This is a genomic window from Amycolatopsis sp. cmx-4-83 (assembly GCF_046548815.1).
Taxonomy (GTDB): Bacteria; Actinomycetota; Actinomycetes; order Mycobacteriales; family Pseudonocardiaceae; genus Amycolatopsis; species Amycolatopsis pretoriensis_A.
In genome coordinates, this window is the sequence record NZ_JAEBEF010000002.1 from 40,881 (window position 1) to 57,539 (window position 16,659).

Annotated in this window: 16 protein-coding genes; 13 read left to right on the plus strand and 3 right to left on the minus strand. The window is 71.1% G+C overall.

Annotated features, from left to right (window positions below; translation table 11 throughout):
- The first annotated feature begins 116 nt into the window (after positions 1-116).
- From ACLJQM_RS05130 to ACLJQM_RS05140, 3 genes are read left to right on the plus strand one after another with little or no spacing between them, the layout of a single operon-like run.
- Entirely contained in the window at positions 117-626 is a 510-nt protein-coding gene (locus ACLJQM_RS05130; protein ID WP_247016816.1) for a SigE family RNA polymerase sigma factor, read from the plus strand.
- Positions 619-1,335: a hypothetical protein gene (locus ACLJQM_RS05135; protein ID WP_247016818.1), complete on the plus strand. Its 717-nt coding sequence runs from the start codon at positions 619-621 to the stop codon at positions 1,333-1,335. Before ACLJQM_RS05130 ends, ACLJQM_RS05135 begins: the two co-directional genes overlap by 8 nt.
- Before the next feature lie 34 nt (positions 1,336-1,369).
- Complete coding sequence (locus ACLJQM_RS05140; RefSeq protein WP_247016820.1) at positions 1,370-1,960, plus strand: TetR/AcrR family transcriptional regulator; 591 nt, start codon at positions 1,370-1,372, stop codon at positions 1,958-1,960.
- 4 nt (positions 1,961-1,964) lie between these two features.
- On the opposite strand, the gene ACLJQM_RS05145 is transcribed toward ACLJQM_RS05140, so the two are convergent.
- Complete coding sequence (locus ACLJQM_RS05145; RefSeq protein WP_247016822.1) at positions 1,965-2,663, minus strand: FadR/GntR family transcriptional regulator; 699 nt, start codon at positions 2,661-2,663, stop codon at positions 1,965-1,967.
- A 147-nt stretch (positions 2,664-2,810) separates the two neighbouring features.
- On the opposite strand from ACLJQM_RS05145, the gene ACLJQM_RS05150 reads away from it, so the two are divergent.
- Genes ACLJQM_RS05150 through ACLJQM_RS05165 form a run of 4 tightly spaced genes read left to right on the plus strand, consistent with a single transcriptional unit; the run spans position 2,811 to position 7,891 of the window.
- Positions 2,811-4,109 (plus strand): ABC transporter substrate-binding protein, encoded by a 1,299-nt coding sequence (locus tag ACLJQM_RS05150; protein ID WP_360779373.1) that lies wholly within the window; start codon positions 2,811-2,813, stop codon positions 4,107-4,109.
- A gap of 1 nt (position 4,110) precedes the next feature.
- A complete protein-coding gene (locus ACLJQM_RS05155) occupies positions 4,111-5,028 on the plus strand; it encodes a carbohydrate ABC transporter permease (RefSeq protein ID WP_410630308.1) in 918 nt (305 codons plus the stop codon).
- The gene (locus ACLJQM_RS05160; protein ID WP_360779378.1) at positions 5,025-5,843 is read left to right on the plus strand and encodes a carbohydrate ABC transporter permease; all 819 of its coding nucleotides are present in this window, start codon (positions 5,025-5,027) and stop codon (positions 5,841-5,843) included. The genes ACLJQM_RS05155 and ACLJQM_RS05160 overlap by 4 nt, the downstream gene beginning before the upstream one ends.
- The gene (locus tag ACLJQM_RS05165) at positions 5,840-7,891 is read left to right on the plus strand and encodes an alpha-galactosidase (RefSeq protein ID WP_410630309.1); all 2,052 of its coding nucleotides are present in this window, start codon (positions 5,840-5,842) and stop codon (positions 7,889-7,891) included. Before ACLJQM_RS05160 ends, ACLJQM_RS05165 begins: the two co-directional genes overlap by 4 nt.
- Here the strand turns inward: ACLJQM_RS05165 and ACLJQM_RS05170 are convergent.
- The gene (locus ACLJQM_RS05170) at positions 7,843-8,844 is read right to left on the minus strand and encodes a lactonase family protein (RefSeq protein ID WP_410630310.1); all 1,002 of its coding nucleotides are present in this window, start codon (positions 8,842-8,844) and stop codon (positions 7,843-7,845) included. The two genes, ACLJQM_RS05165 and ACLJQM_RS05170, sit on opposite strands and share 49 nt — an antisense overlap.
- The gene (locus tag ACLJQM_RS05175) at positions 8,837-9,454 is read right to left on the minus strand and encodes a bifunctional 4-hydroxy-2-oxoglutarate aldolase/2-dehydro-3-deoxy-phosphogluconate aldolase (protein WP_410630311.1); all 618 of its coding nucleotides are present in this window, start codon (positions 9,452-9,454) and stop codon (positions 8,837-8,839) included. The genes ACLJQM_RS05170 and ACLJQM_RS05175 overlap by 8 nt, the downstream gene beginning before the upstream one ends.
- A gap of 112 nt (positions 9,455-9,566) precedes the next feature.
- Between ACLJQM_RS05175 and ACLJQM_RS05180 the strand changes: the two genes are divergently transcribed.
- The 6 genes from ACLJQM_RS05180 to ACLJQM_RS05205 all read left to right on the plus strand — a co-directional run bounded on the left by ACLJQM_RS05180 (position 9,567) and on the right by ACLJQM_RS05205 (position 16,658).
- On the plus strand, positions 9,567-11,606 hold the full coding sequence (locus ACLJQM_RS05180) for a hypothetical protein (protein WP_410630312.1): 2,040 nt from the start codon (positions 9,567-9,569) through the stop codon (positions 11,604-11,606).
- A 14-nt stretch (positions 11,607-11,620) separates the two neighbouring features.
- Entirely contained in the window at positions 11,621-12,304 is a 684-nt protein-coding gene (locus ACLJQM_RS05185) for an SDR family NAD(P)-dependent oxidoreductase (RefSeq protein ID WP_410630313.1), read from the plus strand.
- Between the two features lie 13 nt (positions 12,305-12,317).
- Positions 12,318-13,463 carry a galactonate dehydratase gene (gene dgoD / locus ACLJQM_RS05190; protein ID WP_410630314.1) on the plus strand — a complete coding sequence of 382 codons (1,146 nt, stop codon included), beginning with the start codon at positions 12,318-12,320 and terminating at the stop codon, positions 13,461-13,463.
- Positions 13,457-14,299: a DUF4380 domain-containing protein gene (locus ACLJQM_RS05195; RefSeq protein ID WP_410630315.1), complete on the plus strand. Its 843-nt coding sequence runs from the start codon at positions 13,457-13,459 to the stop codon at positions 14,297-14,299. The genes dgoD and ACLJQM_RS05195 overlap by 7 nt, the downstream gene beginning before the upstream one ends.
- Complete coding sequence (purB, locus tag ACLJQM_RS05200; protein WP_410630316.1) at positions 14,296-15,723, plus strand: adenylosuccinate lyase; 1,428 nt, start codon at positions 14,296-14,298, stop codon at positions 15,721-15,723. Before ACLJQM_RS05195 ends, purB begins: the two co-directional genes overlap by 4 nt.
- 116 nt (positions 15,724-15,839) lie before the next feature.
- Complete coding sequence (locus ACLJQM_RS05205) at positions 15,840-16,658, plus strand: substrate-binding periplasmic protein (RefSeq protein WP_247016844.1); 819 nt, start codon at positions 15,840-15,842, stop codon at positions 16,656-16,658.
- Position 16,659: the final 1 nt, after the last annotated feature.

A 16,659-nucleotide genomic window follows, 5' to 3' on the forward strand; every position in this document is an offset into this window, starting at 1 on the left:
ACCTCGCGGGGATCAATCAACCCTCGGGTGGTCGAACCCCCTCGGTCCGTGCAACCGTGGACGCCCCTGATTCCGTCCTCATGGGCGAACGACAACAGAGCGGAGCACGACTGCGCGTGGACCAGCGCGACGAGGAGGAGTTCGCGGAGTACTTCGCCGCCAGGCGGGACGCCGTGCGCCGGACCGCGTACATGCTCTGCGGCGACTGGCACCGGGCGGACGACCTCGCGCAGACGGCGTTCGTCGCACTGCACCGGAGGTGGACGAAGATCAGGGATCGCGCGGCGACCGACGCGTACGTCCGCAAGACGCTCGTGCGGGCGTCGATCGACGAATCGCGGCGTCCGTGGCGGCGCGAGTGGCAGACCGAGACGCTGCCGGAACCGGCCGACGACTCGCCGGGCCTCGACGACCTCGTCGCGACCAGGGAAGACCTGCTCGCGGCGCTGAAGGAGGTGCCGCCCAAGCAGCGGGCGGTACTGGTCATGCGGTACTTCGAAGGGCTCGACGTCACCAGCGCGGCGAAGGCGCTGGGCTGCAGCGAAGGCAACGTGAAGAGCCAGACCGCACGCGGGCTGGCGAACCTCAAGCAGGTGCTGGAACGGGAGGTGGAGACCAATGGATGAGCAGGAGCTGCGCTCGTTGTTCTCCGCCGCGCCGCCGGAGGCACCCGCGGCCACGTTCTCCCAGGACGACGTCGTCCGCGAATCCCGCCGCCAGACCGTGCGCCGCCGCAACCGGATCACGACCGGGGTGAGCGCCGCGGCACTGGTCGTCGTCGGGTTCGGTGCGTACGGAGTGCTCTCCGGGGGTACTTCGAAGGAGATGACCGCGGCGAACGGCAACGCCGTGTCGGCGCAATCGGATGCCGGCTCCGCGCAACCCGGCGACGGCTCGATGCGTCCTCAAGTCGGTGGGGAGTCACCGAACTTCCCGGCCCAGCCGCCCCAGCAGGGGGGTGACGGGGACGGGAAGACCGGCCATCTGGCCGAAGGCGCCTCCGGGTGCGAACTGGTGGACGGGGAGCTCGCCATCGCCCTCGCTGGCGAGCTCCCCGTCCCCGTCGCCACTTCCCAGGCGTCCCCGGGCGGCGCCTGTTCGACGGCGGCGCGTTCCGCCGGGTTCCCGGTGCCGGGCGGCGAGGTGGCCGCGGCGGTGTACCCCAAGGGTCTCCCGGTGGTCTTCAAGTCCCAGCCCGCCGGCACGGTCACGGCGCAGGTCCCGACGGCGTCCGGTGGACAGCTCCTGCTGGTCAGCGTGCCTTCGGCCGGCGGAACAGCGCCGTACGCGGGCCAAGTGGACCAGTTCGCGCGCGCACTCGCGCCCCGCTTCTGAACCCGGGTTCGCCCGGTTGGCAGAATGACCGGCCATGACCGGAGCGACCACCCCGAAGGGGGAGCGACGCCGCGCCGCGCTCGTCGAGGCCGCCGCGAAGCTGCTCGTCGAGGGCGGGTTCGACGCCGTCCGGCACCGGGCGGTCGCCGAGCGGGCCGGCCTGCCGCTCGCGTCGACGACGTACTACTTCGACTCGCTCGAGGAGCTGGTCACGGCGGCCGTCGAGCACCACTCGAACGCGGAGCTGGCGGCCGGCCGGCAGCGGCTGGAGGAGCTGGCGACCCGCAACCGCGGCGTGCAGGCGACGGTCGAGCTGGTGCTGGAGATGCTGCTGGGCCCGGAGAGCGGCGACCCGGAGGCGGACGCCGAAGCGGTGCTCCTGCGGTACGAGCGGCTGGTCGCGACCGGCCGCCGCCCGTACCTGCGGCCGCTGATGCGGACGCTGTCGGCCCAGCTCACCGAGCTGCTGACGGAGATCTTCGCCCGCTCGGGCACGCCGGTCTCCGACGCCGAACTCGAGCGGCTGATCGCCCTGGTCGACGGCGCGGTCGTGAACGCCCTGATCGAAATCGACCCCGAACCCCGCGCGGCCGCGGCCCGCATGCTCCAAAACGCACTCGCCTGAACACTCACGACTTGCGCTGTGCCTTCTCCAGGTCGTCGCGGGACTTGGTGACCAGTGCCAGCATCGCCTGCTCCGCCGCGGCCGGGTCGCCGGAGACGATCGCGTCCAACACCTTGCGGTGGCTCGGTACCGGGTCCTCCGCCGACGACGCGCCGTGCACCAGCTTGTCGCGCTCGGCCAGCCCGATCGCGATCACCCGCTCCATCCGCATCAGGAAGTTGTTGTGGGTGGCGGCCATCAGCCGCCGGTGGAAGGCGAGGTCGGCCTGGACGCTCGCCTCCGGGTCGGTGGCCGCGGCCATGTCCGCCAGCGCTTCCCGCAGTCCCTCGACGTCTTCCTCCGACGCGCGCCCGGCGGCGATCCGGGCCGCGGCCGGCTCCACGACCGCGCGGACCTCGGTGAGCTCGTCGAGCAGGCCCGGGTCGTCGGCGGCCGCGGTCTGCCAGCGCATGACGTCGGCGTCGAGCATGTTCCACTTCTCGCGCGGCTGGACGAACGTGCCGCGCTTCTGCCGGGCGTCGATCATGCCCTTCGCGGCCAGCACTTTGAGCGCTTCGCGCAGCGCGGTCAGGCTGATGTCGAGCTCTTCGCGAAGGCCGGGCAGGTCGAGGACGGTGCCCTCGCCCCACTCGTCGGCGAGGATCCGGCTGGCCAGTGCCTCCACGGTCTGGCCGTGCAACCCGCGTGGCCGGTGTTCGGTCAATGGAGGGCCCTCTCAGCTGGCGGACTGGCGGAAGGTCATCCTACGCTGCCTCCGAAGTCGTCATAAATTATGAATACATCTTGACAGCGACGGCGCCCGGTTGCACTCTTTGGCAGCAGTCACGCGCCAAGACAAAGGGGTCACGACATGACGAGTGCCGGCCTGTCCCGCCGTCGTTTCCTGCGCAACGCGAGCCTCGCCGGGCTGGGGGCCGTCGGCTCGGGCAGCTTCCTCGCCGCCTGCGCCACTTCCGCCTCCAGCGGCCCGGTCAAGCAGGCCGCCGGCGCGGTCACCGTCCAGTCGAACCTGTCCTCGCCCGAGGCGAAGAAGGCGATCGAGGCGCTGGCCAAGGCGTTCGGCGACAAGGGCGGCGCGACGGCGACCGTGAACACGGTGGCGTCGGAAACCTTCCGCACCCAGCTGCCCAGCTACCTCACCGCGGCCACCCCGCCCGACACGTTCACGTGGTACCCGGGCTCGCTGCTGTCCGGCTACGCGCGCAAGGGCCTGCTCCTCGACGTCGGCGACGTCTGGCAGACCATGGGCGACTACACCGCGGCCTTCCGCGCGCTCTCCGGCGACGGCGCCGGCCACCAGGTCTTCATCCCGACGTCCTACTACTGGTGGGGCTTCTTCTACCGGAAGTCCAACTTCGCGAAGTGGGGTGTGCGGCCGCCGACGACCTGGACCGAGTTCCTCGCGCTGTGCGAAACCTTGAAGGGCAAGGGAATCGCGCCGATCGGCCTCGGCGCCGGTGGCACCACGCCGTGGACCGCGTCGGCGTGGTTCGACTACCTGAACATCCGGATCAACGGCGCACCCTTCCACCGCGAGCTGCTGGCCGGCAAGCAGCGCTTCGACGACCCGCGCGTCAAGAAGATCTTCGACCCGTGGCGCCAGGCCCTGCCGTACTTCGACCCGAACGGCACCGCGATCGCGTTCCAGGACGCCACCACCGTGCTGCTGCAGGGCCGCACCGGCATGGTGCTGACCGGCACGTTCTTCGCCGACGCCGCCCCGAAGGACGCGCTCGACGACCTCGACTTCTTCCAGTTCCCGATCCTCGACCCCGCCGTGCCGGTCGCCGAAGAAGGCCCGACCGACGGCTTCTTCGCCAGCGCGCGCACGCCGCACGTCGCCGAGGTCAAGGAGTGGTTCTCCTACGTCGCCACGGCCGAGGCGCAGGAGCTCTACATCAAGAACTCCTCCGGCACGGTGCTGCCGACCAACCCGTCGGCCAAGGACACCGGGACACCGTTGGTCCAAAAGGGACGGAAGATGCTCGCCGACGCCAAGGAGATCACGCAGTTCTTCAACCGCGACTCCTCCGACGCGCTGCAGCCGACCGCCGACGCCGCGCTGATCCGGTTCATCCAAAAGCCGAACGAGCTCGACTCGATCCTGGCCGACTGGCAGACCGCCGCGCAGAAGGTCTGGCGGTCCTGACATGGCGGTGCTGACCGCCGAGCGGCCGAAGACCGCGGCGCGGGAGCCGAAACGCCGTCGCCGCGTCTCGCCCGCGCTGCTGGCGTTCGTCCTGGTACCCCTCCTGGTCGAGGGGTTCTGGGTGTTCTGGCCCGCGCTGCAGGGGTTTTACCTGGCCCTGACGGACTGGGACGGCGTCTCGGCGCCGTCGTTCGTGGGTTTGCGGAACTTCGCCGAGATGTTCTCCGACGACATCTTCAAGACCGCCGCGCTGGACACGGTGATCTGGCTGGTGCTCTTCGGTGGCCTCTCGGCGGCCGGCGGTCTCGCGCTGGCGACGTTGCTCCAGCGCGAGCGGCGCGGCGTCGGGTTCTACCGGGCCGCGCTGTTCACGCCGGTGGTGTTCTCGCTGGTCGCGACGTCGCTGATCTGGCAGGTGGTCTACCAGCCGGACGGCGTCTTCAACAACGTGCTCGGCGCCATCGGGCTGGAGAGCTGGCAGCACTCGTGGCTGGCCGACCCGAAGACCGCGCTGTACGCGGTGCTCGTCCCGGCGCTGTGGCGGCAGCTCGGGTACGTGATGGTCCTGTACCTGGCCGGGCTCAAGGGCATCGACCCGGTGCTTTACGAAGCGGCCAAACTGGACGGTGCCACCGCGTGGCAGCAGTTCCGCAGCGTGACGTGGCCGCAGCTGCGCAGCGTCAACTCCGTGGTCCTGTCGGTGATCATCATCGACTCGCTGCGCTCCTTCGACGTCGTCTGGTCGATGACGAAGGGCGGCCCGTACCACTCGTCCGAGCTGCTCAGCACGTACATGTACGCGACGGCGTTCCAGTCGCTGCGGCTCGGCTACGCGTCCGCGCTGGCCGTGGTGATCTTCGTGCTGGCGTTCGGCGTGATCGTGACCTACCTCGTGCGGGCCTTCCGGGAGGACTCGTGAAGACGCGGACCTTCGGCTTCCACCTGCTCGCCGGCGGCCTCTCGGTGCTGTGGCTGCTGCCGATCCTGCTCGTGCTGACCACGAGCGTCCGGTCCTTTTCGGACATCGCGGCGAACGGCCTCGGCGCGCTCCCGTCGTCGTTCTCGCTCGACGGCTTCGGCCAGGCGTGGGGTGAGGGCGGCGGCGGGCACGCGATGCTGAACAGCCTGCTGGTGACCGTCCCGACGGTGCTGCTCGCGCTGCTGCTGAGCTCGGCGGCGGCGTTCGCGCTGAGCCGGTACGCGATCCCGTTCCGCCGCACGTTGATCCTGGTGATGCTGTCCGGCAACCTGCTGCCGCCGCAGATCCTGCTGGTGCCGGTGGCGAAGCTGGCCGAGCTGCTCGGCATCTACGACACGCTGACCGCGCTGATCGTCGTGCAGGTCGGCTTCGGGCTGGGCTTCTACACGTTCGTGCTGCAGGGTTTCATGCGGTCCATCCCGGACGAGGTCCAGCAGGCCGCGCTGATCGACGGCGCCGGCGTCGTCCAGATCTTCTGGCGGATCATCCTGCCGATGACCCGCCCGGCGCTGGCCGCGCTCGGCGCGCTGGCGTTCACCTGGACGTTCAACGACCTGCTGTGGTCGATCACCGTGCTGCGCACCGGGACCGTGATGCCGGTGACGCCGGCGCTGCTCGGCCTGCAGGGGCAGTACGTGTCCGACTGGAACGTGATCGCGGCGGGTTCGGTCATCGCGGCCGTCCCGACCGTGGCCGTGTTCCTGCGGTTCCAGAAGCACTTCATTTCGGGGCTGGCGATCGGGGCGATCAAGTGACGTGGACGGTTCGGCTCGCGACCACCTCGTACACCGTGGCGCTGGATCCGTCCCGGCGCTGGGCGGAACTCGTCGCGTGGGGACCTTCGGGTGTCGAGGACGGGCCGTCGGTGTTCGCCAACCGCGGCGAGGTGCACTTCATCACCGAAGCCGACGCGGCGCCGGTGGAATACGCCCCGCTGGGCCTGCGCCCGTTTTCCGGCGCGGACGTCTCGGTGCGCGGCGGTTCCTGGTGGCGGTTCGATTCGGCGTCTTCGGGCGCCGACCTGCGACTGACCTTTGTGGACGAAGTAGTCGGGTTGCGTGCGGCGCTGTGCTACCACCCGGTGCCCGAGACCGACGTCCTGACGCGCTGGGTCGAATTCGAGAACACGGGATCGTCCACTTTGGAGTTCGACCGGCTCGGCTCGGCGGGCGTCTGCGTGCCGACGGTGTCCGGCGCCCGGCTGACGTACTTGACCGGGCAGTGGTCGCAGGAGTTCACCCGCCGCTCGCTGGACCTGCCCGCGGGCGGCTTCCGGATGGAAAGCCGCTTCGGCGTCCCGGGTCACACGCACGTGCCGTGGCTGGCGGTGCAGGACATGTCCGGTGGGCCCGCTTTCGGCGTCTCGCTGGAGTGGCCGGGTTCGTGGTCGATCGAGGCGGACGTCGAGCCGTCGGGCCTGACCCGCGTCCGGGCCGGGCGGCTGCCTTCGCCGGGCCCTGTTCTCTTGGCGCCGGGTGCCACCCTGGTAACCCCGCGCGTCGCTCTGGCGTCCAGTGTGGACGGACTGGCGGGACTGGCGTCGGTGTGGCACGAACACGACCGCGTCCTGGCGGGTCCGCGGTGGCAGCGGCCGCGTCCGGTGTTGTACAACTCGTGGGAGGCGACCGGCTTCGACGTCCGTGGCGCGCACCAGCTGGAGCTGGCGAAGCGGGCGGCGGACCTGGGTGTCGAGCTGTTCGTGGTGGACGACGGCTGGTTCGTGGGCCGCGACGACGACACGGGCGGTCTGGGCGACTGGACGCCGGCGGAGCCGACGTTCGGCGAGTTCGTCGACTCGGTGCGGGAGCTGGGCCTGGAGTTCGGGCTGTGGGTCGAGCCGGAGGCGGTCAGCCCGAAGTCGCAGCTGTACGCGTCGCACCCGGATTGGGTGTACCGCATCGACGGCCGCCCGCTGACGTTGATCCGGAACCAGCTGCTGCTGGACCTGGGCCTGCCGCCGGTGGTGGAGTTCATCAAGTTAACTCTGGACTCCTTGCTGACGACGTACCCGATCTCGTACCTGAAGTGGGACATGAACCGCCCCCCGACCGAACGCGGCCGCCCGGGTGCCCCGGCAGCGGACCTGGACGCCGAGCACGTGGCCGGGTACCTGTCGGTGCTGGACCACCTGCGCGTGTTCCACCCGCACGTGACGGTGGAGGCGTGCGCGGGCGGCGGCGGCCGGACCGACCTGGCGACGGTGGCCCGCGCGGACGTGGTCTGGCCGAGCGACAACACCGGGCCGTTGGACCGCCTCGCGATCCAGGACGGCTTCCTGCTGATGCACGCACCGCACCTGATGAGTTCCTGGGTGACGGATTCCCCGGGCGTGTTCGACCCGCGCCCGCGTTCGTTGCGCTTCCGCTTCGTGACGGCGATGGCGGGCGTGCTGGGAATCGGCGCGGACCTTTCGCGGTGGACGCCTGCCCGGCACGCGGAAGCGGCCTCACTGGTGGCGCTGTACAAGTCGGTCCGCGACGTCATCCACCAAGGCGTCGCCCGGGTCCGGGAGGGCGCGATCCAATACACCGCCGAAGACGGCGACACCGTGGTGGTGCTGGCGTGGAACACCGGCGAGCTGACGGGCGCACCGCTGGTACCGGGCCGCTCGTCGCGAGTGCGCCTCGACGTGCACCCGGATTCGTCCTACGTGGACGGGGAAGGGGCCCGGTACTCGGGTGCGCACCTGAAGTACGCGGGCCTCCCGTTCGACTGGACGGCGGACCACGACGCCGACGTCGTGGTCCTGCACCGTCAGGGCAGGGAAACCGGCAGCACGAACGTCGGCGACCCCGTCGGGTAGTACCGCAGTTCCGACTCCCCGGACGCGGTCAGCGTGAACGCCGTGATCGCGTCCTCCGACTGCGCCGCCACGTAACAGGTCCCGTCCACCAAAGCGAAGTGCCGCGGGTTCGCGCCGCACGGCTGGTCCGCCACCGCGGCTGCCTCGTCAAGGGCGAACTCCGTCACGCAGTCCGGGCCGCGGTTCGACAGGTACAAGCGCGTTCCCGTCAGCTCCACGTGCGCCACCAGGTTCGGCACCGACGGCGGGGTCACCGTGGACGCCGTCGAAGCGACCACCGAAAACGCGCCCGGGGACGTCTCCCGGACCGTCACGAGCGTTCCGGCCAGCTCCCCGACGACGTACGCGAGGTCCGTCCCCGGCCGGCGGACCAGCTGGCGCGGGCCCGTACCCGGCGGCAGCGAGGACACCGCCAGCGGCGCCAACTCGCCGGACGGTCCCAAAGTGTAGCTGCGGATTTCGTCCGTTCCCAGGTCGACCGCGCTCACGATGCCCGGGCCGGGGACCGCCATGTGGACGTGTGCCGCCTCCTGGCGGTCGGTGTGCGGTCCGCTGCCGGAATGCTGCGCCAGCGCGGTCCGGGATTCCAGCGCACCGGACGACGACAGCGAGAACACCGCGAGGCTGCCGCCGGTGTAGTTGGCGCACAGCAGGAACCGGCCGTCCGGGGTCACCGCCAGGTGGCACGGGTGCGCGCCGCCCGTCTCCAGGGTGCCCAGCACGGACAACGAGCCGGAAGCGTCGAAGGACAACGCCGTCACGGACCCGGTCGCGGTCTCGTTCACCGCGTACAGCACCGGCAGCGACGGGTGCCGGACCAGCCACGAAGGACACTCCAGTGGCAGCGAAGCCACTTCCGTCAGCGAACCGGAGGCGGACCGGGAGAACGTCGTGATCCCCGTGCCGTTCCCCGCTTCCCCGGTGTAGCACCCGACGAAGACCAGTTCAGCCATGCGCGCTCCTCAACAGCGTCTCGACCCGGACGGCGATCTCCGCCGCGGTGCCGCGGGTCAGCGCCGAACCGACCCCGCACGCCACCGCACCCGCCGAGAGCCAGCCTGGCACGTCTTCCGGCGCGATGCCGCCGGTGGGTACCAGCGGCGCCTGCGGCAGCGCGGCCCGCACGTCGGAGATCCACGACGGCGTCAGCGCGGAAGCCGGGAACACCTTCACCGCGTCGGCGCCTTCCTCCAGCGCGCGCACGATTTCGGTCACCGAACCGGCGCCGGGGAAGGCCGCCGCGCCGTACCGGTGAGCGGTGCGGATCACCGCCGCGTCCACCGACGGCGACACCAGGAACCGCGCCCCCGCGCGGATCGCGAGCACCGCCGAAGCCTCGTCGAGGACGGTGCCGGCGCCGATCGTCGCGTCCGGGTAGGCCGCCGAGAGACCCGAGATCGCGTCCAGCGCGCCCGGGTTGGTGAGCGGCAGTTCGACCGACCGCAGCCCGGCCTCCAGCACTGCGCGGGCCGCGGCGACCGCCGACTCCGCGTCACGCGTGCGCACGATCCCGACGACGCCCTGGCGCAGTGCGTTCGCGGTGATCTCCCATCGATAGCTCATCACCCGAGCCTACCCCGTGAAATCTTAATTTAGGATTTATTCTTGACGTGTCCCGACGCGTCCCGGCATGCTGCTCCCGGCTCGCAGTTCACCGGAGAAAGGCGTCCGGCACATGCTCCTGAAGAGAACCCTCGCGGTGGCCGCCGCGGTCGCCGCCACCCTCACGGCGGTACCCGCTTACGCGACCCCGGCGGCAGATCAAGGCGCTCCCGACTACTACGACAGCGGCGTCGCGAAGACCCCGTACATGGGCTGGAACACCTACTACGGCCTCGGCGCGCCCAGCGAGGCGTCGGTCAAGTCCGTCGCGGACTTCCTCGTCTCCAGCGGCCTGCGCGACGCCGGCTACCGCTACGTCTGGATCGACGGCGGCTGGACCGCGCCCGATCCCCGTGACCAGGCCGGCAACCTCCACGAGGACCCCGCCAAGTTCCCCAGTGGACTGTCCACTTTGGTCGGCTACCTGCACGGCAAGGGTCTCGAGGCCGGCATCTACACCGACGCGGGCGCCTCCGACGGCAAGAACTGCGCGGCCGGCTCCGGCGGGTACTACGAGCAGGACACCAAGCGCTTCGCGAGCTGGAAGTTCGACGCCGTCAAGGTCGACTTCCTCTGCGGCATCGCCCAGAACCTCAAGCCCGCCGACGCGTTCACGCAGTTCAGCAAGGCCCTCGCCAAGGCGGGCCGCCCGATGGTGCTGAACATCTGCAACCCGGTCACCGACGAGTGGGGCGTGCCGCACGGCCCGGACCAGGTCGCCGGCATCGCCTACAGCTACGGCCCGCTCGTCGCCGACTCCTGGCGCACCAGCACCGACATCGCGTTCGGCACGCCGTACGAGGGCATCTGGAAAGACGTCCTGCGCAACATGGACGCCAACGCCGCGCACCCCGAGGCGAACGGGCCGGGCCACTACAACGACCCCGACTACCTCATCCCGATGCGCAAGACCGAGCAGGGCACCTACGAGCTGAACGAGGAGGAGTCGACCACCCAGTTCGTCATGTGGGCGGAGATGGCCTCCCCGCTGATCCTCGGCTCCGACCCGCGCACGCTGCCCGCGTCGATGCTGAAGACGTTGAAGAACCCGGAGATCGTCGGGGTCAACCAGGACCGCCTCGGCACCCAGGGCGTCCGCGTCGCGACGACCGGCACCACCGACACCTACAGCAAGGTCCTCTCCCGCACCGGCGACCGCGCGGTCGTGCTGCTCAACCGCGGTGAGACTCCGACGCAGATGACGCTGGACTTCGCCGACGCAGGCCTGAAGGGGCGGGTGTCCGTTCGCGATCTCCGCGCCCGCGCCGACCGCGGCAGCGCCACCGGGGCGTACTCGGTCACCGTGCCCGCGCACGGGACGGCGTTCCTCCGCCTGCACGGCACCGACCTCGTCCCGGGCGACGACGTCGCCGGGCCCGCGTCGGCCAGTCCCGCGGTGGTCCGCGCCGGCGGGAAGACCGTCACGTTCTTCCGCGACCGCGCCGGGAACCTCCAGCAGACCGGCCTCGACGGGCCGCGCCGGGTCGGCGGGAAGTTCCTCGGCCAGCCGGCCGCGGTCGCGACCACCAAGGGCATCGACGTCTACGCCCGTGGTCTCGACAACGCCCTCTACCAGCGCAGCTTCACGACGAAGTGGGGCGACTGGAAGCGGCTCGGCGGGACGCTCACCGATTCGCCGTCCGTCACCGGCGACGGAACGGTCTTCGTGCGCGGTGCCGACGGCCAGGTCTGGCAGCGGACCGGTGCCGGTCAGTGGTCCGGTCTCGGCGCACCCGGTGGCAAGCCGATCTACGGCCGGCCCGGCGCCGCGACGGCCACCAGCGGCACGGTCGTCGCCGTCCGGACCGCCGACGACAGCGTCTGGGCCCGCACCAGGACCGGCGACACCTGGTCGGACTGGACGTCCCTCGGCGGCACGGTCAGCAGCAGCCCGACGCTGGTCGCGGTCGGTGCGAAGGTCGCGCTCACCGCGTCCGCGAGCGACTACTCGCTGTGGGCCGACACGTGGTCCGGCTCCTGGGCCGGCTGGTTCAACCGGCCGGAGTACCCGAGCGGGAGCATCGTGGGCACCCTGGGCGCGGCATCCGACGGCGCGTCGCTGTGGTTCGCGGCGCGCGGTCCGGACGACCATGTCCACGTAGCGAAGTTCTGACGAAGGGGTAGGCGATGTCCACGCGCACGGCGGTGGTGACGGGAGCGGCGTCCGGGATCGGGAAAGCGACCGCCCGGAAGCTCCTGGAAGACGGCTACCGCGTGCTGGGCGTGGACATCGCCGAACTCCCCGACGGCGTCGTCCCGATCCGGGGCAGCGTCACCGACGAAACGACCTGGGCCGCCATCGGTGAGGTGGACGCCCTGGTCAGCAACGCCTACGTCCCCAGCACCGGGCCGCTGCACGAGATCGACCGCGCCGAGTGGCAGCGGCAGCTCGACGTCAACCTGACCGGGACCTACCTCGGCCTGAAGGCCTGCTTGCCGTCGCTGCGGGAACGGCGTGGCGCGGTCGTGCTGGTCTCCTCGGTGCACGCGCACTTCGGGCTGCCGGGTCACCCCGCGTACGCCGCGAGCAAGGGCGCGCTCGTCGCGCTGGCCCGCCAGCTGGCCGTGGAATACGCCCCCGACGTGCGCGTCAACTCCGTGCTGCCCGGACCGGTCCGCACCGAAGCCTGGGACCGCATCTCGCCGGAAGACCGCGAACGCAGCGCACTGGCGACGCCGGCGGGCCGCCTCGGCGACCCGGCCGAAGTGGCGAACGTGATCGCCTTCCTGCTCTCGGCCGCCGCGTCGTTCGTCACCGGCGCCGAGCTGACCGTCGACGGCGGCTGGTCCGCCGCCAAGGATTCCGCGTAGATGGGGGACACGGGTGAAGATCACCGGGGTTGAAACGTTTCTGGTCGCGCCGCGCTGGCTGTTCCTCAAGCTCAGCACGGACGAGGGCGTCTGCGGCTGGGGCGAGCCCGTGGTCGAGGGCCGCGCGGAGACCGTACGCGCGGCCGTGCACGAGCTGTCCGAGCTGCTGATCGGCCAGGACCCGCTGCGCATCGAGGACCACTGGCAGGTGCTGCGCCGCGGCGGCTTCTACCGCGGCGGGCCGGTGCTCTCCAGCGCGCTGGCCGGCTACGACCACGCGCTGTGGGACATCGCGGGCAAGGTCCGCGACGCGCCGGTGCACGAGCTGCTCGGCGGCCCGGTCCGCGACCGCGTCCGCGTCTACAGCTGGGTCGGCGGCGACCGGCCGTCCGGCATCCGCGAAGCCGTGTCCGCGCAGGTCGAAGCCGGGTTCACCGCGGTGAAGATGAACGTCGCCGGCCCGCTGGCGGCGATCGCGTCCCCCGCCGAAGCCGACGCCGCCGTGGCGCGCGCGTGGGAGGCGCGGGAGGTGCTCGGCCCGCACCGCGACCTCGCGATCGACTTCCACGGCCGCGTCTCGCCCGCGATGGCCCGGCGGCTGGTCAAGCTGCTCGAAGACGTCCAGCCGATGTTCGTCGAGGAGCCGATCCTGCCGGAGACCCAGGGCGGCGCGCTGCGCTCGGTCGTCGAGGCGTCCACCGTGCCCATCGCGGTCGGCGAACGGCTCTACTCGCGCTGGGAGTTCAAGCCGGTGCTCGACGCCGGCGTCGCCGTGGTCCAGCCGGACCCCTCGCACGCGGGCGGCATCTCCGAGCTGCGGCGGATCGGCGCGCTCGCGGAGGTGTACGGCGCTTCGCTCGCGCCGCACTGCCCGCTCGGCCCGATCTCGCTGGCGGCGTCGCTGCAGGTGGCGTTCGCGACGCCGAACTTCCTGATCCAGGAACAAAGCGTGGGCATGCACTACCACGAAGGCCGCGAACACCAGTACCTCGTGGACGCGTCGCTCTTCGCTTTCCAGGACGGCTACGCGAGCCGGCCGCCGAAGCCCGGTCTCGGCATCGAGGTCGACGAAGAAGCCGTCCGCCGCGCCGACGAAACCGGGCACGCGTGGCGCTCGCCGGTGTGGCGCCACGACGACGGGAGCCTCGCCGAATGGTGACCTGGCTCGAGCGCGGCGATCTGCGGCTCGGCCTGGTCCCGGAGCTGGGCGGCCGGCTCCTGTCGGTGCGCCACCGCGGCGCCGAACTGCTCTGGCGCAACCCGGCGCTGCTCGACGACGACCTGCGCGGCGAGTACGCCCCGAACGCCGGCCGGATGGGCGACTGGGTCAACTACGGCGGCGACAAGACGTGGCCCGCACCGCAGGGCTGGGCTGGTCCGGACCAGTGGCCCGGGCCGCCCGACCCGGTCCTCGACTCCGGCCCGTACGCCCTGGTCCTCGACGGCGACACGGCCACCATGACCAGCGCGCCGGACCCGCGCACCGGCCTTCGGTTCACGCGCGCGATCACGATCCTCGACGACGGCTACCGGCTGGACCTGCGCGCGGAGAACGTGTCCGGGCGGCCGGTGCGCTGGGCGCTGTGGAACGTGACCCAGCTCCCGGGCGGCGGCGCGGTCACCGCCGGGCTCCGGACGCCCGAGGTCGTCGCGCTGGTGGCGGGCACGGGCCTCCCGGAGTACACAGTGGACGGTGACCGGCTGGTCGTCCCGCCCCAGGACGTCGTCGGCAAGCTGGGCGTGCCGGGCTCGGCGGGCTGGGTGACGTACGGCGCGCTGACGCTCTCCTTCGCGGTGGATCCGGCGGGCGAGTACCCGGACCGAGGCTCGCCGCTGGAGATCTGGCTGGAGCACCCGCTGCCCTCGCCGCTCGCGGAGCTGGGCGACCTGGACCCGCCCGCGCGGATCGTCGAGCTGGAGGTGCTCGGCCCGCTGACCACGCTGGACCCGGGCGCGTCGATGTCCCTGACCTGCACAGGTATCGTGAGGGCGTGACGGACAAGCCCCGCATTCCGAACGTGCTCGCCGCCCGCTACGCCTCGGCGGAGCTGGTCTCGCTCTGGTCGCCGGAGCAGAAAGTCGTGCTGGAGCGGCAGCTCTGGCTCGCCGTGCTCAAGGCGCAGAAGGACCTCGGCGTCGAGGTGCCGGACGGCGTGGTCGAGGCGTACGAGCGGGTCGTCGACACCGTTGACCTGGACTCGATCGCCGAGCGGGAGCGCGTCACCCGCCACGACGTCAAGGCGCGGATCGAGGAGTTCAGCGATCTCGCCGGCCAGGAACACGTCCACAAGGGCATGACCTCGCGCGACCTCACCGAGAACGTCGAGCAGCTGCAGCTGCTCCGTTCGCTCGAGCTGGTCCGCGCGCGCGTCGCCGCGGTGCTGGCGCGGCTGGCCGCGCTGGCCGTCGAGCACGCGGACACCGTCATGGCCGGGCGCTCGCACAACGTCGCCGCGCAGGCCACCACGCTGGGCAAGCGGTTCGCGACCACGGCCGACGAGCTGCTGGTCGCCTTCGAGCGGCTCGACAACCTCATCGAGCGGTACCCGCTGCGCGGCATCAAGGGCCCGGTCGGCACCGCGCAGGACATGCTCGACCTGCTCGGCGACGAGTCCACTTTGGACCAGCTCGAAGACCGCGTGATGCAGCACCTCGGCTTCAACCGCCGGTTCACCAGCGTCGGCCAGGTCTACCCGCGCTCGCTCGACTTCGACGTGCTGTCCACCGTGGTCCAGCTCGCCGCGGCGCCGTCCAGCCTGGCCAAGACGATCCGGCTGATGGCGGGCCACGAGCTGGTCACCGAGGGCTTCAAGCCCGGCCAGGTCGGCTCGTCGGCCATGCCGCACAAGATGAACACCCGCTCGTGCGAGCGCGTGAACGGCCTCGCCGTCGTGCTGCGCGGCTACCTGTCGATGATCGGCGAGCTGGCCGGCGACCAGTGGAACGAGGGCGACGTCTCCGACTCGGTCGTCCGCCGCGTGGCGCTGCCGGACGCGTTCTTCGCGCTCGACGGCCTGCTCGAGACGTTCCTCACGGTGCTCACCGAGTTCGGCGCCTTCCCGGCGGTGATCGAGCGTGAGCTGGATCGCTACCTGCCGTTCCTGACCACGACGAAGGTGCTGATGGCGGCGGTCCGCGGCGGCGTCGGACGTGAGACGGCCCACGAAGCGATCAAGGAGCACGCGGTCGCCGTCGCGCTCGAGATGCGCGAAGGCCGCGCCGACAACGACCTCCTCGACCGCTTCGCCGCGGACGAGCGCATCCCGCTCGACCGCGGTGAGCTGGACAAACTCCTCGCCGACCGGATCTCGTTCACCGGGACGGCCGGGCGCCAGGTGGCACAGGTGGCCGAGCGCGTCACGCAGCTGCTCGAGCGGTTCCCCGAAGCGGCGGGCTACGCGCCGCAGCCGATCTTGTGAGCTGACGCACCCGTCCACAGAATGGAACGAATCCACTCGAACGGGCGAAATCCCTAATCTCGATCGCTGACCCACGCCGGCGCTGCGAAGCGCCGGTCCTCACCATGGAAGAAGCGATGAGATCCACGCTGTCCAAGATCGCCGCCGCCCTGACCGCGGGCGCGCTGACGTTGACCCTCGCCGCCTGCGGTGGTTCCGACGCGGGGACGACCACCCTGCGCGTCGGGACGCTCAGCGACGCCCCGCCGTCCATCTACCTGGAGAACGGCCGGTTCACCGGCTACGACAACGAACTGCTGCGCGACATCGCCAAGCGTGAGGGCTTCGAGGTCGAGTTCGTCGGCACCGAGTTCTCCAGCCTGCTGGCCGGCGTCGCGACCGGGAAGTTCGACATCGGCAGCTCGACGATCTCGAGCACCGAGGCGCGCAAGAAGACGGTCGCCTTCTCCAACGGCTACAACACCGGCTTCACCACCGTCGTCACGGCTAAGGGCGCCAACCTCAAGGACGTCGCCGCGCTGTCGGGCAAGCGCCTCGGCGTGGTCCAGGGTTCGGTGCAGGACGAGCTCGCCGGCAAGACCGCCGGTGCGCAGGTCGTCCGCTTCCCCGACTACAACGCGGGCTTCGCGCAGCTGAAGAACGGCACCCTCGACGGCTGGGTCGTGCCGCAGGACATCGGGCAGAAGTACCTGGACCAGAACCCGGGCGTGCCGCTGGAGCTCGGCTACACGGTCGAGGACAAGGACACCCCGTCGGCGTTCGCCGTCGCCAAGACGAACACCGATCTGCTGAACAAGCTCAACGACGGGCTGCGGAAAGCCGTCGCCGACGGTACGGTCGCCCGGATCTACGGGCAGTTCTACAAGAACACGCCGCTGTCGAAGGAACTCCAGCAGGGCGGCCCCGGGCTGCCGGTCAAGAACGTGGGTGCGTGAC

Coding starts and splice junctions, on each gene's coding strand:
- ACLJQM_RS05205 (WP_247016844.1), top strand. CDS start 15,840: ATGAGATCCACGCTGTCCAAGATCGCCGCCGCCCTGACCGCGGGCGCG.
- ACLJQM_RS05170 (WP_410630310.1), bottom strand. CDS start 8,844: ATGGCTGAACTGGTCTTCGTCGGGTGCTACACCGGGGAAGCGGGGAAC.
- ACLJQM_RS05185 (WP_410630313.1), top strand. CDS start 11,621: ATGTCCACGCGCACGGCGGTGGTGACGGGAGCGGCGTCCGGGATCGGG.
- ACLJQM_RS05150 (WP_360779373.1), top strand. CDS start 2,811: ATGACGAGTGCCGGCCTGTCCCGCCGTCGTTTCCTGCGCAACGCGAGC.
- ACLJQM_RS05195 (WP_410630315.1), top strand. CDS start 13,457: ATGGTGACCTGGCTCGAGCGCGGCGATCTGCGGCTCGGCCTGGTCCCG.
- ACLJQM_RS05155 (WP_410630308.1), top strand. CDS start 4,111: ATGGCGGTGCTGACCGCCGAGCGGCCGAAGACCGCGGCGCGGGAGCCG.
- ACLJQM_RS05180 (WP_410630312.1), top strand. CDS start 9,567: ATGCTCCTGAAGAGAACCCTCGCGGTGGCCGCCGCGGTCGCCGCCACC.
- ACLJQM_RS05175 (WP_410630311.1), bottom strand. CDS start 9,454: ATGAGCTATCGATGGGAGATCACCGCGAACGCACTGCGCCAGGGCGTC.
- ACLJQM_RS05135 (WP_247016818.1), top strand. CDS start 619: ATGGATGAGCAGGAGCTGCGCTCGTTGTTCTCCGCCGCGCCGCCGGAG.
- ACLJQM_RS05140 (WP_247016820.1), top strand. CDS start 1,370: ATGACCGGAGCGACCACCCCGAAGGGGGAGCGACGCCGCGCCGCGCTC.